The sequence below is a fragment of the Sphingomonas sp. CL5.1 genome, assembly GCF_013344685.1.
In the GTDB taxonomy this organism is placed as follows: domain Bacteria; phylum Pseudomonadota; class Alphaproteobacteria; order Sphingomonadales; family Sphingomonadaceae; genus Sphingomonas.
Genome location: NZ_CP050138.1, coordinates 87,768 through 102,025 on the forward strand (window position 1 = coordinate 87,768; position 14,258 = coordinate 102,025).

19 protein-coding genes and 1 pseudogene are annotated in these 14,258 nt (G+C 61.0%); 7 read left to right on the forward strand and 13 right to left on the reverse strand.

The genetic code is table 11. From position 1 onward, the window contains the following. Positions 1–45: 45 nt before the first annotated feature. On the forward strand, positions 46–480 hold the full coding sequence (locus F9288_RS21680) for a helix-turn-helix domain-containing protein (protein ID WP_174839356.1): 435 nt from the start codon (positions 46–48) through the stop codon (positions 478–480). Here the strand turns inward: F9288_RS21680 and arsH are convergent. The 11 genes and pseudogenes from arsH to F9288_RS21735 form a co-directional block, all read right to left on the reverse strand. After that, positions 463–1,203 (reverse strand): arsenical resistance protein ArsH, encoded by a 741-nt coding sequence (arsH, locus tag F9288_RS21685; RefSeq protein WP_174839312.1) that lies wholly within the window; start codon positions 1,201–1,203, stop codon positions 463–465. The two genes, F9288_RS21680 and arsH, sit on opposite strands and share 18 nt — an antisense overlap. Then, on the reverse strand, positions 1,203–1,604 hold the full coding sequence (gene arsN2, locus F9288_RS21690; protein WP_254621236.1) for an arsenic resistance N-acetyltransferase ArsN2: 402 nt from the start codon (positions 1,602–1,604) through the stop codon (positions 1,203–1,205). Before arsN2 ends, arsH begins: the two co-directional genes overlap by 1 nt. Positions 1,605–1,638: 34 nt before the next feature. Then, positions 1,639–1,818 (reverse strand): annotated as a pseudogene (locus F9288_RS21695) (arsenate reductase ArsC); the annotation flags it as partial. An 11-nt stretch (positions 1,819–1,829) separates the two neighbouring features. Then, a complete protein-coding gene (locus tag F9288_RS21700) occupies positions 1,830–2,162 on the reverse strand; it encodes a helix-turn-helix transcriptional regulator (RefSeq protein WP_174839357.1) in 333 nt (110 codons plus the stop codon). A 264-nt stretch (positions 2,163–2,426) separates the two neighbouring features. Next, positions 2,427–2,804, reverse strand: a complete 378-nt coding sequence (locus F9288_RS21705; protein WP_174839314.1) for a hypothetical protein — start codon at positions 2,802–2,804, stop codon at positions 2,427–2,429. A 110-nt stretch (positions 2,805–2,914) separates the two neighbouring features. Further along, positions 2,915–3,292, reverse strand: coding sequence for a hypothetical protein (locus tag F9288_RS21710; RefSeq protein WP_174839315.1), 378 nt, complete (start codon positions 3,290–3,292; stop codon positions 2,915–2,917). A 234-nt stretch (positions 3,293–3,526) separates the two neighbouring features. After that, positions 3,527–4,168 carry an NrsF family protein gene (locus F9288_RS21715; RefSeq protein ID WP_174839316.1) on the reverse strand — a complete coding sequence of 214 codons (642 nt, stop codon included), beginning with the start codon at positions 4,166–4,168 and terminating at the stop codon, positions 3,527–3,529. Continuing rightward, positions 4,165–4,695 carry a sigma-70 family RNA polymerase sigma factor gene (locus F9288_RS21720; RefSeq protein WP_368076243.1) on the reverse strand — a complete coding sequence of 177 codons (531 nt, stop codon included), beginning with the start codon at positions 4,693–4,695 and terminating at the stop codon, positions 4,165–4,167. The genes F9288_RS21715 and F9288_RS21720 overlap by 4 nt, the downstream gene beginning before the upstream one ends. Before the next feature lie 226 nt (positions 4,696–4,921). After that, a complete protein-coding gene (locus tag F9288_RS21725; protein WP_174839318.1) occupies positions 4,922–5,311 on the reverse strand; it encodes a MerR family transcriptional regulator in 390 nt (129 codons plus the stop codon). After that, complete coding sequence (locus F9288_RS21730) at positions 5,308–7,566, reverse strand: heavy metal translocating P-type ATPase (RefSeq protein ID WP_254621253.1); 2,259 nt, start codon at positions 7,564–7,566, stop codon at positions 5,308–5,310. The genes F9288_RS21725 and F9288_RS21730 overlap by 4 nt, the downstream gene beginning before the upstream one ends. A 209-nt stretch (positions 7,567–7,775) precedes the next feature. Then, positions 7,776–8,663, reverse strand: coding sequence for an NAD(P)/FAD-dependent oxidoreductase (locus F9288_RS21735; protein WP_174839320.1), 888 nt, complete (start codon positions 8,661–8,663; stop codon positions 7,776–7,778). Positions 8,664–8,980: 317 nt separating this feature from the next. Between F9288_RS21735 and F9288_RS21740 the strand changes: the two genes are divergently transcribed. Together F9288_RS21740 and F9288_RS21745 are read left to right on the forward strand one after the other, a co-directional pair. Beyond that, positions 8,981–9,253 (forward strand): flagellar biosynthetic protein FliQ, encoded by a 273-nt coding sequence (locus F9288_RS21740; RefSeq protein WP_149524083.1) that lies wholly within the window; start codon positions 8,981–8,983, stop codon positions 9,251–9,253. Positions 9,254–9,353: 100 nt separating this feature from the next. Further along, positions 9,354–10,637, forward strand: a complete 1,284-nt coding sequence (locus F9288_RS21745; protein WP_174839321.1) for a type II restriction endonuclease — start codon at positions 9,354–9,356, stop codon at positions 10,635–10,637. 9 nt (positions 10,638–10,646) lie between these two features. Here the strand turns inward: F9288_RS21745 and copD are convergent, their stop codons facing one another. After that, positions 10,647–11,582 (reverse strand): copper homeostasis membrane protein CopD, encoded by a 936-nt coding sequence (copD, locus tag F9288_RS21750; protein ID WP_174839322.1) that lies wholly within the window; start codon positions 11,580–11,582, stop codon positions 10,647–10,649. Positions 11,583–11,586: 4 nt separating this feature from the next. After that, positions 11,587–11,979 (reverse strand): copper homeostasis periplasmic binding protein CopC, encoded by a 393-nt coding sequence (gene copC / locus F9288_RS21755; protein WP_254621237.1) that lies wholly within the window; start codon positions 11,977–11,979, stop codon positions 11,587–11,589. A 209-nt stretch (positions 11,980–12,188) separates the two neighbouring features. On the opposite strand from copC, the gene F9288_RS21760 reads away from it, so the two are divergent. The 4 genes from F9288_RS21760 to F9288_RS21775 all read left to right on the forward strand — a co-directional run bounded on the left by F9288_RS21760 (position 12,189) and on the right by F9288_RS21775 (position 14,209). Further along, positions 12,189–12,785 (forward strand): cytochrome c, encoded by a 597-nt coding sequence (locus F9288_RS21760; RefSeq protein ID WP_174839323.1) that lies wholly within the window; start codon positions 12,189–12,191, stop codon positions 12,783–12,785. 139 nt (positions 12,786–12,924) lie between these two features. After that, complete coding sequence (locus F9288_RS21765) at positions 12,925–13,206, forward strand: hypothetical protein (RefSeq protein ID WP_174839324.1); 282 nt, start codon at positions 12,925–12,927, stop codon at positions 13,204–13,206. After that, complete coding sequence (locus tag F9288_RS21770; protein WP_174839325.1) at positions 13,203–13,640, forward strand: periplasmic heavy metal sensor; 438 nt, start codon at positions 13,203–13,205, stop codon at positions 13,638–13,640. The genes F9288_RS21765 and F9288_RS21770 overlap by 4 nt, the downstream gene beginning before the upstream one ends. Then, entirely contained in the window at positions 13,637–14,209 is a 573-nt protein-coding gene (locus F9288_RS21775; RefSeq protein ID WP_174839326.1) for an RNA polymerase sigma factor, read from the forward strand. Before F9288_RS21770 ends, F9288_RS21775 begins: the two co-directional genes overlap by 4 nt. Positions 14,210–14,258 lie beyond the last annotated feature (49 nt).

Here is a 14,258-nt window from a genome sequence, read left to right on the forward strand (position 1 = left end):
AGCGTCTGTAGTGACTACAGACTCAAGCGGATTTTTATGATAACGATATCCGGCACCACGATCCCGATCGGCGAACTCTCGCAGCGTACCGGCTGCAACATCGAGACGATCCGCTACTACGAGCGTATCGGCGTACTTCCGGTGCCACTGCGCCGTGGTCGATACCGCGCCTATGGACCGTCGGACGTGCGGCGACTGTCGTTCGTGCGACGTGCGCGTGAACTGGGCTTCCCGATCGACGCGGTACGAGCGCTGCTCGCGCTCGCTGATGGCGGCGGTGCTTCGTGTGCGCAGGCGCTAGATCTGGCGAGCCAGCATCTACGGGATGTTCGCGTGAAAATCGCCGATCTTCGCCGCATGGAACGAGCGCTTGGCGACACCGTCGATGCCTGTGAGGCGGGCGACACCATGGGCTGTCCCTTGCTAGAAACGCTTTGCACCGCGGAAGCGGTCGGGATCAGGTTAGGCGATCGATCGTGATGCCAGGTCGTTCGCAGCGTCCCGCTTGGCTGCCGCAGACTTGCGCTCGGAATAGCGATCGACAAGCTGGTCCGCATGGCCGCGCGTCAGCACGGTAAAACGGACCAGTTCCTCCATCACATCGACGATGCGGTCATAATAGCTGGACGGCCTCAAGCGACCTGCTTCGTCGAACTCCTTGAATGCCATCGCGATGCTCGACTGGTTCGGGATCGTGAACATCCGCATCCAGCGCCCGAGCAGGCGCAACGTGTTCACCGCGTTAAATGACTGCGATCCGCCCGATACCTGCATCACCGCGAGCGTCCGCCCCTGGGTGGGTCTCATACCGCCGAACTCGAGCGGCAAGTGGTCTATCTGTGCCTTAATGATGCCGGTGATCTGTCCATGCCGTTCCGGGCTGCACCAGACTTGGCCTTCCGACCACAGTGCATGCTGGCGCAATTCATGGACGGCCGGGTGATCGTCGCCCTTGACCTGGTCGGGCAGTGGAAGATCGGACGGATCGAATATACGCACCTCGGCGCCGAACAGGACCAGCAGGCGCGCTGCTTCCTCGACCGCAAGCAGGCTGAATGAACGCTCGCGGAGCGAACCATAGAGCAGCAGGATCCGCGGTGGATGGTCGAGCGAGCCGAGGCCGTTTGCGAGATCAAGGCGAACAACGTCACGATCGAGCGCTGGCATATGATCGGGGTCGGCAAGGCTACGAAGACGCGACATCAGGTAATCCGCTTGAAGAGTGAGGCAGCGTTCGCCGGGCAGAGCGTTCGAAACTCGGCCGATCTGGCGACGGTGTCCGGCGCAGTGGAGCGCTCGGCGGTCTCATAGCCGTGCCGTCGGAAGAGCGGTTCAGCCGTGGTGGTGAGCAAATAGAGGGCGGCTACCCCTTCATCGGTTGCCAGCCGCTCGCTGGCGCCGAGGACGGCCGCGCCCAAACCGGCACCGCATCGCTCGGGCTTTACGATCAGGGAACGCAATAGCCGATCAGGCCCATCGCCTTCGATGCCGCCATAGCCAATGATGCCGCCGTCGTCCTCGAACCGAAAGAAGCGACGATCCGTTTCGGTAAGATCGCTGATCGGTAAGCCCGCGTCAGCGAGTTCGGCCGCCAGCTCGAACAATGATGCTGCGTTGAGAGGGCTCGCAATCATGCTGGTATTCGATCCGCTCGAGCAGGGCGATGGCATCGGGATTGACCGCATCCTTGGGGAAGCTCCCGGCCGAAAAGGCGCGGAAGCGCCCTTCACCCAGCTTGTTGAGCGCGCTTTCCGCCAGGATCGAGCGTGCCGAATTGCCGGTGCACAGAAAGAGGATGTTGAGAATACGATCGGACATGATGGTCTCCATTAGCAGCAGGGTATGAGTTCGGCGATCAGCGGCTCGCACAGCTCCGCCTTGCCGCCGCAGCAATCCTTGACGAGGAACAGAGTCAGCGCCTTCAACTGGTTGAGATTAACGCGATAGTTGATGATTCGGCTGCGCCGTTCCGCGCGGACCAGTCCGGCGCGCGCCAAGGTGGCGAGATGTACTGACATCGTGTTCTGCGGGACATCGAGTGCGCGCGCGACTTCGCCAGCGGCGAGCCCCTCTGGTTCGTGCCGAACCAGAAGCCGGAAAGCGTCGAGGCGAGTACCCTGTGCGAGTGCGCCTAAGGCCGCGATGGTTGATTGGGTATCCATATATCTACTGTAGTGGATATTATGGATATGGCAATTGTGTTGTTTCTTCGAATTGGCTTTCGCTCTTGGAGCCTCGGACGGAAAAGTCTTCATCGCCAAGGGCAGTTTCCATAGCTGCTTAGCTCGGCAACGAGCCTTCCGTGGAAGGCCTAGAAGGTCATAGTTCGTGTCGGTGCCCGCCTTATGGCGCGGCCAACAAAGAAAAAGCCGGCCGAGCTTTCGCTCTGCCGGCTGTAGTGGACGTGGAGATCGGAAAAACGGGCTCTAGTTCTGGGCTCTCTCGGCCGCCATTGCCGCCATTTCAGTGGACGGAACCCAAGTGCGCACGGGTGTTCGGAGCGGCGCCCTTGGTCCATAATTGGGCAGCGCCCGCCATTCATAGTGGCCCGATCCGTCGTTCATCGCGAGCGCAACGACAGGCAGCTTTTGGGTCACAGGCTTGCCGTTCGCATCGACGAGAACACGAACCGGCGCCCGAAGAGGCATGCGCGGACCATATTGCGGTGACGCACGCCACTCATAATGATTGCCAGTGCTGACGTTGCTGACGTCCTGGGCGTTCGCGGCCGAGGGAACCGCGAGGGCAGCGAGCATCGACGTGGCGGACGCGAAGATGGCGGCGGTAGAAATGAACTTGGTCATGATAATCATCCTTTGAATTGAGCTTGAAGTGAGTTCGAACGGAGGGCGCGCGAGCTTCGTCGGGTGGATCGATCGCGATCCCCCACGGCGCATCCGCGCGTGTTACGAATTCAGATCAGGCTCGGAGGATGAGGCTCAGGACCGTCGGAGCGGCCGGCAAGAAACGAGACGGGCATGCGATGAAATATCTCAGGCGCGCGCGATACCGCCGCCGTTGATCCATGATTTTCGTTCAGAGCAACGAGAGTGGCGCAACTCATCTGTACTACGCAGTCGGAGGTCATCTTTTTGCAGGGCACGGAGTTCTCGCTCTTCGAGGCCGATTTCATGGCCATCCCCGCGCAATCCATGCCGCCCATTCCTGCGCTTTGCTGCGCGACCGTTACCGGCCTTGCAAGCGCAGAGTTTTGCGCAAACGCCACTTGCTGACCAAACAGGCCAATCCAGGCGCTGAGCAAAAGCAGCAAAGGGAACGCGCGTTTGAGCACTATCAGTTCCTGTCATGACCGATCAGCCGGTCATTGAGGAGTTCGTCGTCGAGGCCGAAAAGGTTACAATCCGCATCACGAAATAAAATTTGTCCTTGCTATCCCTGATAACAGCGAGGATAGCGAGCCATCGCCAGAATCGTGCTCGTCGTGCCGCCGCCTGAATCCCCCGGCATCCACTGTGCGCGTGTTCTCCGGGATCGCCGAATTGGCGCACGACGCGGTTGCCAGCTATCACCAACGCAGCAAACGCGGGCCCAGGAGCGCGCCGATCAGAGCGCACAGCAGGAGAGGGACACCGAACCAGATCGCGACGAACGCAAGTGATCCTCCTGGATGGTGCAGGGCGAATGCGGTGGTGCCAATTGCCCCGGCGACCAGACCGGCGACGCCGCCCGTCAGGCGAAGCCGTGTCGGAGCCTCGTCGCGAAGATACCACACCAGCGCCACGAAGGGCGCAACGGCAGCCACCGGAATACACATGAGGCACGCGGCCCATTGCGGCCCGAAGATCATCGCTCGCCACTCCGCGGGGTTTTCCCGCGACAGAGCGACGCCGGCCGCCAGGACGAGACCGGAAAACAGCACGGCGATTGCCGTAAGCGCACCGCGGCCGACTTTGCCGGGCCGCGCGGCTATGCTTAGGAAGCGTGCACCGGCAATCGTCAAACTGAGGGTGAAGGCAAGCGTCAACGCGGTGAGCCCAAGGAAGCGTGCACCAAGAGCTTGGCCTGGCATGCCAAAGATGACGGCAACGAGGCAAAAAGCGGCTGCGGCGCCAATGCCGATGGCGCCCAGAAGCGCGACGCGCCGCTTGGCACCGTTTACGGTCTCGACATTCGTTCCCAGCATGTCGATAAGATCATCTGTCCTCATAGCGGATTCCTGTTGCTGACCAGCTGCGCCAGCGCCTTCAATCCGCGATGCACGGTCACTTTGATCGCCGATTCCGACATGTTCGATCGCTCGGCCGCTTCGCTAACACTCAATCCGTCGAGCTTCACCAGTTGTATAACCTGCCGCGTCTTGGGCTTGAGCTGACTGAGGAGATCTTCCAGGTCGAGGCGGCTTTCGATCCCGGGTGACTCTTCGTCGGCAATCAGATCTTCGGCATCCTCCACCGGGATGGCAAGGCGTACGCCCTTCGTTCGTCTCAAAAAGTCGATCATTCGATACCGCGCAATCGCATGCACCCAAGGCGTCAGCAATTGGCTGCGGTCGTAAGTGTGCCGACGCGTATGAAGCGCGATCAATGTCTCTTGAACAAGATCTTCTGCATCGGCGGCGCTGCGGCCTACTCGCTCGAACTGGCCGTTGAAGTAGCCGCGTAAATAGGCGCTCAGCCGCGACAGAAGTTTCTTATACGCAGCATCATCACCTTCCAGGCCGGCTAGCATCATCATGCGCAACAGCGGCTCTTCGGATCTTATGTTCATTTATGTCGCGCAGTCGCGCATGCCGATCGACATCATATATCCCCAAAGACCGTGAGCCTTGTCGGGCTATCATGGCAGCACGGTATCCAGCCAGCCCCTTAGCGCACGCGCAGAAAGAGATTCTGCGATCACCCTAAGTCGGCGGTGCGCGGGCGACTGATCGATGGCCTATCAGTGTGCAAGCTAGGCCTGATCATTTGGTTTGTAATGCGTCGATGATCGGACAATCTGGCCTTTCGTCCCCGTTGCAACGCTCGGCGAGGTCCAGCAGCGACCTTCTGAGTGCCTCTAATCCAAGCGCCTTGCGATGCAATTCGTCGGCACGGGTCAATGCGATGTGCTTTACGTCGGCACTTTCACGCGTACCGTCTGACCACAAGCTGAGCAGCGACCGAATATCCTCGATCGGAAAGCCCAGGTCGCGGGCATTGGCAATGAACCGTAGTCGATGGAGATCGGCATCGGAATAATCGCGATAGCCAGACTGGCGGCGCGGCGCGGCACCGATCAGGCCGATCTTCTCATAATGGCGAATCATGCGCTGCGAAACGCCGCTGGCGCTCGATGCCTCGCCGATCTTCATAGCCTGGCCCGGTTGAGTCTGAGCGCATTGGTCACCACCGTGAAGCTCGACAGTGCCATCGCGGCGCCAGCGATCATCGGCGACAGTAAGATGCCGGCGATGGGGTAGAGGATACCGGCAGCGATCGGTACGCCGACCCCGTTGAAGACGAACGAGAAGAACAGGTTCTGCCGGATGTTGCGCATGGTGGCGACCGCGAGCCGGCGTGCACGAACCATCGCGGCGAGATCGCCCTTGGTCAGTGTCATGCCCGCGCTCTCGATGGCGACGTCAGTCCCGGTGCCCATGGCGACGCCGACATCCGCCGCCGCCAGCGCCGGGGCGTCGTTGATCCCGTCGCCGGCCATCGCGACCACTGCGCCTTTTGCTTTGAGTTCACCAATGATGCGGGCCTTGTCCTCGGGCTTCAGCCCGGCATGGACTTCGTCAATGCCGCCGATCGCCCGCGCCACGGCATCGGCTGTCGCTCTCGCGTCGCCGGTCAGCATCACGATCCGCAGCCCTTCCTCGCGCAGGGCGGCGATCGCGGAGGCCGCCGATGGCTTAATCGGATCTGCGACCACGAGGAGGCCGACCAGGTGGCCATCGATCGCTACGAGCATCACGCCCGCGCCCTCACTGCGGTGCTTGTCGGCTACGTTATCAAAGGACGACGGATCCACGCCAACGCGACGCATTTGTTCGGCATTGCCGACCACCACGTCGCGCCCGTCGGCCTTGCCACTGACACCAAGCCCGGTCTGGGACTCGAACTGCTCGACTTTCGCAATCGGAAGCTCGGCTTTACGCGCGGCTTCGACGATGGCCTGGGCAAGCGGATGTTCCGATAGGGCTTCTACAGCGGCTGCGGCCGACAACACCATGTTGTGCTCATACCCCTCAGCCAACTCGATGGTCGTAAGGGCCGGGCGGCCTTCGGTCAGCGTGCCGGTCTTGTCGATCACCAGCGTGTCGACCTTCTCCATCATTTGCAGCGCTTCGGCATCCTTGACGAGCACACCGGCGCGCGCGCCGCGGCCGGTTCCTACCATGATCGACATTGGCGTCGCCAGGCCGAGCGCACAGGGACAGGCGATGATGAGCACGGCGATCGCATTGAGCAGGGCATGACCAAAGCGCGGCTCAGGACCGACGAAATTCCAGACAATGAATGTCGCGATCGCGATCGCGACGACGAGCGGCACGAACCAGCCCGATACGCGGTCAGCAACCGCCTGGATCGGCGCGCGACTGCGCTGGGCTTCCGCAACCATCTTCACGATCCGCGCCAAGACCGTATCCGTCCCGACCGCGCGCGCCTCGATCAACAGCGTTCCCGTGCCATTGACGGTGCCGCCCGTGACAGTTGCGTCCTTCTCCTTGAGGACGGGGGCAGGTTCTCCCGTTATCATGGACTCGTCGACCGACGAGCGCCCGTCTATAACAACGCCGTCGACCGGCACCGCCTCGCCTGGGCGCACGCGGGCATGGTCGCCGGCCATCACTTCGGCGAGATCTACCTCCACTTCTTTGCCCTCGGCATCGATCCGCCGAGCGGTCTTGGGCGCAAGATCCATCAGCGCACGGATCGCGCGACCGGTCGCAGCTCGAGCTCGCAGTTCGAGCACCTGTCCGAGCAGGACCAGCGTCACCACGACGCCTGCCGCCTCGTAATAAACGGGCACGATCCCGTGCATCTGGAAGGAGGGTGGAAACAGACCCGGCGCTACAGTGGCGACCACGCTATAGGCGAACGCCGCGCCGACGCCGATCGCCACGAGCGTGAACATGTTGAGGTGCCATGTCGCGATCGAAGTCCAACCGCGCTGGAAGAATGGCCAGCCTGCCCACAGGACGATCGGCGCCGTCAGCGCGAGTTGCACCCAGGACGACCATGTCGGCGGCACGAAATCCATGCCGAGCATCTCCGCGACCATTGAGATTGCCAGCAGCGGGATGGCAAGAACAGCAGCCACCCAGGTTCTCCGGGTGAAGTCGACCAGCTCAGGATTGGGAGCATCATCAAGCGACGGCTCTTCGGGTTCGAGCGCCATGCCGCAGATCGGGCAGGTGCCCGGACCATCGCGACGAATTTCCGGGTGCATGGGGCACGTCCAGATCGCACCCGGCGCTGCGACCGCGGCCGTGTTGCCCTCGCCCGACAGATACCGCTTGGGGTCGGTGACAAACTTGGTGCGACAGCCTGCGCTACAGAAATGATAGTCCTCGCCGTGATGCGAGGCATGATGAGGCGTTGCGGCCGGATCGACCATCATGCCACAAACCGGATCCTTGGCCGTCTTCGTGTCGCTGCCTTCGCCGTGCTTGCCGGCGCAGCAGCTGTGGGCGCCCGAATTGCTAGCAGGAACAGGGTCAGTCACAGGCTCGTCTCCTTATCGACGAAATGCAATCTGGGGTCTGACATCATGTCAGGGTCAAGCCCGACCCACTTATTTTTTTGCTTGGCTCACCCAGCGCTGCCGCCTTAGCCCGACAACAGATTGTGGATGGCCGTCGCGGCCTTAGCCGCCTGACCTGCCGCCACGGCAATTTGATCCAGCCCTTCAACCATGTCGCCGGCAGCAAACAGGCCGGCGACCGTCGTTTGCTGGTGCTCATCGACGACGACGCAACCTGTCGGGCTCAGCTCTGCGCCAGCAGTTCGCGCCAATTCCGAGCGAGGAGAGGTTCCGAGGGCAACATAAAGGGTGTCGAAATGGAGCAATTGGCCATCCGTCAGATTTGCGAGCAGGATTTCTCCATCAATTGACAGATCCCGAACCGGAGCGCGTTTGACGGCAATACCGCCTCGAGCGAGATTTGCCGTCTCGGATACCGACAGTTGCGAACTGTCTTGGGCGAGCAAGGTCACGGTGTCGCTGTAGCGGCGAACGAACAGAGCCTCGGCCGCGCCATGGTCGGAGCAACCCAACACAGCCACTCGCTTGCCGCGGACCTCATAGCCGTCGCAGATCGGGCAATAGCGTATCAGTCCTTGGGCGACGCCTCGATCATGCGTTTCCTGCGCCATTCGCGGTCGATGATTTGTCACGCCTTGCGCAAGCAATATTGTCCGTGCGCTGAAAGTCTTGGCATTCGTATGGACGACGAAACCCGTCCCGACCCGGTCGATGCGATCGACGACCCCAGTGACCAATTCGGCACCGTACTGCGCAGCATGTCGATGCATACGGACAAGCAAATCTTCGCCTGAGATACCGTCTGGAAAACCGAGGAGGTTATGTGTCGTCGGGATGCGGGTGGCGCGGCCGTCGCCAGCGTCGATCACCAGCGTAGAACGCAGAAACCGGGCCAGGTAGGTGGCTGCTGTCAGCCCCGCGGGGCCGCCTCCGATGATTACGCAGTCGTACATGCCTGCCTTTCGCTGACCTCGCTCGTCACTCCTATTACGCGGCACGCCCCTTCTTCCCTCGAAAGCCTGCGCGTTCTTCGAAAAAAAGCGGTGGGTCGCGAGGGGTAAACCGCGTCGCTGCGTAAATTCAGATGAAGACCATCGCCAAGCAGGATGGACAACTCAGGTGCCCACGGGTCGCAGCGTGGCGCGGGGGCGAGCGGATGTGGGGCAGACGGACGGGTATAAACCCGATCGCGCACCATGTTGCTCGCCCCCGCAACAACCACTGGTCGCAACGTCAGGGGGGCGACGACACCATCATCGACGGGGGAGAGATGGAGACCTACAGCCCTTTTTCGGTTTCGATGGGCAGAGCGCTTTGGGTGATGATGCTCGTCGCTGGACCACCGCTTATAATCATGTTGGTGGTCGGACTCATTATCTCCATGATCCAGGCCGCGACGTCGATCAACGAACAGACCGTGAGCTTCGTCCCCAAGCTCCTGGCGTTCATCTTGTTTCTCGCGCTTTACGGGGCAACCGTTGGCGATCTTCTGATCGACTACACCCGTGACCTGCTGATGCATATTCCCGACGACATCAGATGACGCGGGCCGCCTTTCGTCCTGGGCGGCCGCGCAAAAACTGTTCGTATACGGGGCGGAGTGCTAGCGTTGGAGAAGATCGACGTGAGTGGGGGAACGGGGTTTGGCGGAATTTGAATTGCTTGCGCGGCAACTGATCCAACGATGGAAGGAAGACCCCAACGCGACCTATCAAAGCTGGTTTCTTTGGGACGAGCGCATCAAAAACTTCCGTTCGATCCGGCGTGGTCTGGCTCAGGTAGTGGCAGAGATCGAAGACGGTCGGTTTGGCGTGGCCTATCGGGGCTCTTCGCTGGAAACGGTCGTTCATTCAGTCGCGGAGCAGAGGCAGATATTCAAAGGCGCTGACCATGCGTTTCTCTGGAAGCCCAAATTGCGCATCCCTGACATCTATGAAAATCCAGCGAACCAACGCGCGTTCGGCCGGTTGCTCGATCACTGCGCCTGTTGCGACACTGCCGAAGAAATCATTGCAGGTATTCACACGATCGATCGGCTGAACATCAAGGGGCTTGGGCCTGCGGTCGCCAATCTCCTCTACTTCCTGCATCCGACCCTCGTGCCGCCGTTCAACACGGCGATCGTCAACGGCTATAACAAGCTGACCGGTGGCAGGGTGAAGCTCGGAAGCTGGCAGCATTTTCTCGCGATGCGCTCGGGTGTGCTGGACCTGAACGAACGGTTTCGCGATCTGCTGTCGAACGATCTCGGCGCCATTGGCGGCCTCCTGTTCGATATCGGCTCGGGCCGCTACCCGGCGCCGCCGCGTGACGAGGAAGACCAGACGGTAGGATCGTGGGCGGTCCGTCTCGAACAGGCCAGGGCCGAAGCGCAAACGCTCAACAAGGCCCTTCAGAAACAGGGAGAGAGCGATCGAACCCATTCGGAAATCCAGGCTTGGCTCCGCGATATAGGCCGTGCGTTGGGCTACGATATCTGGATAGCATCCAACGATCGGGGGCGACTTCACGATGGCGTGCGCTTGGGGGACGGGTGTCTTGAGAGCCTGCCAGCTTCAATTTCAACATCGACCGGCGCTGATGCCATCCGCCTTATCGATGTGCTTTGGCTCGAGCGAGGCGGGGACCGAGTCACGGCCGCCTTCGAAGTCGAGCATTCGACGTCGATTTATTCGGGCATCGTCCGGATGCTCGACCTTGCCTTGAGCGGGAGCGAACTGCACGCCACAGCCGGACTGTTCCTTGTGGCCCCCGATGCACGGGAGAGCGAAGTGCGGGCACAACTCGCGCGGCCAGCATTCAGTCGCATCGCAGATCTTGAGATTGCCTATCTTCCCTATGGCGAGCTCGAGCGCCACAGAGAGGCGATTGCCCGGTTCGGTTCGGGCCTTAAAGCAATCAAGGCCATATCGCGTGCTTTGCCGTAGGCAGCATGTCTACATCCCCGAAGCAGGGGGGGCCAATAATCCCAACCAGGCAACAAGCGCGAGAATGGTGAGCGCACAGCCGCTCTCGACAATGAGACTGCGGCGAAGTGACCCGATCGCCGATGATATTTCCCCGGTTTCGATCGCTCCCGCCAGGGCAGGGGTAAGGAAGAAGCGATTAGCGGCGGCCAAGAACAGCATCGCGCCGAACAGCACCAGTTTCACTGCCAGCAACATGCCGTAGAGGCTCGTAAAAAGCGCCGCCAGGTTGGACGGTCCTACCAGGATCCAACTGTTGATGAAGCCTGACAGGATGAGCAGACCCACGACGATCGATCCTACCTTTGCGAAGCCCTCCAACGCCCGGTGAGACAGGTGGACATGATCGATCGCCATGCGGGCCGCTGGGCGAAAAATGAGCAGGCACAGGGCGGAGAGCGCTCCAATCCATATGCCTGCGGCCAACAGATGAGTGATGTCGGCGCCAAGATGGATCCATCCCCACAACCCTTCATCATCTGCGCCGTGACCAGTCCAGGCCAAAGTCGCGAGAGCGATCGCTGCCGTTACTGAAACTGACCAGAGCGCGAATGCAGGGCGTCGCCACCCGACAATGGAAAAGTACAGGACCAGTAAGAGTGCTGCCACCCGAACTTGCCAGACGGTGCCGATCGCTGTGCCCGATATCAAAAGATTGACAGTGGCGCGGTCCACTTGATCGACCGGCACACCGCCCATCGAGGCAGCCAAGGCTATCATGCCCAAGATCGATAATACGATGCCGGCGAGCGCGATCGTCGCCAACACCGAGCGAAAGCGCAGGACCGAGCCGGATGCTCGCTCGGTCCCGCGTAACGTATATAGGCCGAACATCGGCAACCCGAAAAGCAGCATGAGATCGAGATAAAGCCCTAGCCTGACCGCAATCGCTATGATGTCCGGCACGCTCTTACTGGACCTTGAAGGTATAGCTGCCCTGAATGCGATGGGTGTCGGTAGAGACGACGTGATAGTCGACCTTGTAGGTTCCAACCGGCAGCGGCTTGGCAAGCGTGGCTACGAGCGTCTTGCCATCTGCGGCCACGGTCGCCTTGACACCGTTCATCTTCATCGGCCCCATCTTCATGCCGGGCATTTCGGTCATCGTCAGGTCGATCCCGGAAAATTGCGCGACCAGTGCTGCGGAAAAGACGAGCTGAATTCTGGCCGGAGCCGAAACGGCGGCATCGGCCGCGGGCGTGGCATTGGTGAGTTTGGGGTGCGCCTGAACAGCGGTAGCGGCGAACACAGACGCCGCCATGGCGACGGCAAAAGCAGTTTTACGAAACATCGATTTCTCCATGGGTGGCGATACTGCCGACAAAGCGATTTACGCACCGCGCACCGTGACCCCTCATCCGACGGGCACGATTTCTTCGAATTCGGGGCGCCACTGGTGTGCGCCGCAGACCTGCGCGGCGGATGAGGGGTGGAAGCTCGCCGCGCGTATGATCAAGTGGATGGGTGCGACATCACCAATCGACTGAGAGCTTTTTGGCTGGGGAGGACGCGATGGAAGATTCAAGGAAGGCATGGCTTCGGAAACATTTTCCGAGCGGCCCGTTCATCGCGGTCGCGGCGCTGGTCGGCGGTGCACTGGCTGGGATTGTCGTATATGTGGGCGCCTATGACATCGGGGCGGATTCGCCGCACACCAGACCGGTCTATTGGCTGATAGAGCAGCTTCGTGATCGCTCGATCGCCGTCCGGGCTCGCAACGTGGGCGTCCCAGCCAACCTAGCGGACGTGAAACGGCTGCAGAGCGGCGCAGGACTTTACACCGAGATGTGCAGCGGCTGCCATCTCGCACCGGGGCTGGAAAAGTCCGAGATCAGCCAAGGCCTTTATCCCAAGGCTCCCGAGCTTTTCCGGGAGCCACAGAGATCGGCAAAGGAGCAATTCTGGATCATCAAGCATGGGGTCAAGCTGACTGCGATGCCGGCTTGGGGTAAAACGCATAGCGACGAATTGATTTGGGACATGGTGGCTTTCGTGCGGCAACTGCCCAAGATGACCCCGGCGCAATATCAGGCAGCACTTGCCAGTGCGCCTGAAGACCATGACGCGATGATGAAGGATATGCCTGGCATGAAAAAGATGATGCCGTAACAATGTGTCCGCCTGCCGACAGGTCGCCGTTCAGCCAAACCGACCGCGGGGCACGCAATCCCTGAGGGCCGGTTGAGCGAACGGCAGAGGGGGCGGCACTCGTGCCAGCGCGCTGAACAGATAGAGATTGGGATTTGCGATGAAAACAGACTTGGATGGGCTTTTGACCCGCTTGCGCAATGAACCGGATCATCCGGGCCTGATCGGTCTGGAGGAGGCCGTGTTCCAACGCATTGCGGCATTGCCGCAGGTTTCGGCCGCTTCTCAACTCCGGTTTGGTGCAGTGGCCGCCTTTGGAGCAGTGCTGCTCGGTATCGCCAGCAACGGATTTACGCCGCCTGCCGAGGCATCGGTTACGCTCTCGCCGTTCGGGCCATCCAATCCGCTTGCCCCCTCGACGCTGCTGGTAGGCTCTCAATGAAGGCAAAGTTGCTTGTTTTGGTAGCTGTCGTCGCCTTCGTCGCAGCCGTTGCGGGCGTCTTCCTTGGGCGTCACTTCTTCCCCCAGCCCAAGGCGGCCGGTGTCGAACTCCACGACGTGTTGCACAGCAAGCTCGACCTGGACGACCGTCAGAAGGCGCAGATCGAACTGCTTGAGCAGCGCTTTGCCGTGCGTCGTCGCGCGCTGGAGCTCGAACTGAGAGCGGACAACGCGCGTCTCGCGGCCGCGATCGAAGCCGAACATGGCAACGGACCGGGTGTCACGGCGGCCGTCGATCAGTCGCATCAGGCGATGGGCGAGCTGCAGAAGGAAACGCTTGGCCATATCTTCGCGATGCGCCAGATCTTGCGCCCTGATCAGGCCAAGACCTTCGATCAGGCGGTGGTACATGCGCTCACCGACGATGCACGGTGAGTCTGGATCTTCGCGCGTGCTCGGACGGTGAACTTGCGGCGCTAACGCTCGCGGGTCGGCAGCCGGCCTTCGCAGAGATCATGCATCGGCACCAGGCTGCGATATTTCGACTGGTACGCGGCCTGGTGGGGAATGCCGAGGACGCGCTAGACCTCACCCAGGACTGCTTCGTCTCCGCGTTCAGCCATCTGCGAAAATATGATGGCGCGCGGCCGCTCCGGGCTTGGCTGTCCCGGATCGCGATTAACAAATGCCGCGACTGGCACCGCCGCCAGAAGGTGCGGCAGCTTTTCACCTTCGGTTATGCAGCGTCCGACGCCGAGATCGAACAAGTGCCGGATGATGCACCCTCCGCGCATGCCAGCGCCGACTCAAAAATGGAGATCAAACGAATGGCCGCCGCAATTAGCGCGCTACCGGTCTCGTTGCGGGAAGTTCTGTTGCTCCGCACAGTCGAAGGGCTGAATCAGTCGGAAGCGGCAACTGCGCTCTCGATAAGTGGCAAGGCGGTCGAGACGCGCCTTTACCGTGCGCGGTCGCGCCTTGCGGAAATCTTGGCCGAGGAATGAGGGGTGCGCCCCGCTCGCGCGTAAGGACAGAGAGATACCGCGCTCGAGC

Coding starts and splice junctions, on each gene's coding strand:
- arsH (WP_174839312.1), bottom strand. CDS start 1,203: ATGTCGCGTCTTCGTAGCCTTGCCGACCCCGATCATATGCCAGCGCTC.
- F9288_RS21700 (WP_174839357.1), bottom strand. CDS start 2,162: ATGGATACCCAATCAACCATCGCGGCCTTAGGCGCACTCGCACAGGGT.
- F9288_RS21705 (WP_174839314.1), bottom strand. CDS start 2,804: ATGACCAAGTTCATTTCTACCGCCGCCATCTTCGCGTCCGCCACGTCG.
- F9288_RS21715 (WP_174839316.1), bottom strand. CDS start 4,168: ATGAGGACAGATGATCTTATCGACATGCTGGGAACGAATGTCGAGACC.
- F9288_RS21720 (WP_368076243.1), bottom strand. CDS start 4,695: ATGATGATGCTAGCCGGCCTGGAAGGTGATGATGCTGCGTATAAGAAA.
- F9288_RS21725 (WP_174839318.1), bottom strand. CDS start 5,311: ATGAAGATCGGCGAGGCATCGAGCGCCAGCGGCGTTTCGCAGCGCATG.
- F9288_RS21730 (WP_254621253.1), bottom strand. CDS start 7,566: ATGATGGTCGATCCGGCCGCAACGCCTCATCATGCCTCGCATCACGGC.
- F9288_RS21735 (WP_174839320.1), bottom strand. CDS start 8,663: ATGTACGACTGCGTAATCATCGGAGGCGGCCCCGCGGGGCTGACAGCA.
- F9288_RS21740 (WP_149524083.1), top strand. CDS start 8,981: ATGGAGACCTACAGCCCTTTTTCGGTTTCGATGGGCAGAGCGCTTTGG.
- copC (WP_254621237.1), bottom strand. CDS start 11,979: ATGGAGAAATCGATGTTTCGTAAAACTGCTTTTGCCGTCGCCATGGCG.
- F9288_RS21760 (WP_174839323.1), top strand. CDS start 12,189: ATGGAAGATTCAAGGAAGGCATGGCTTCGGAAACATTTTCCGAGCGGC.
- F9288_RS21765 (WP_174839324.1), top strand. CDS start 12,925: ATGAAAACAGACTTGGATGGGCTTTTGACCCGCTTGCGCAATGAACCG.
- F9288_RS21770 (WP_174839325.1), top strand. CDS start 13,203: ATGAAGGCAAAGTTGCTTGTTTTGGTAGCTGTCGTCGCCTTCGTCGCA.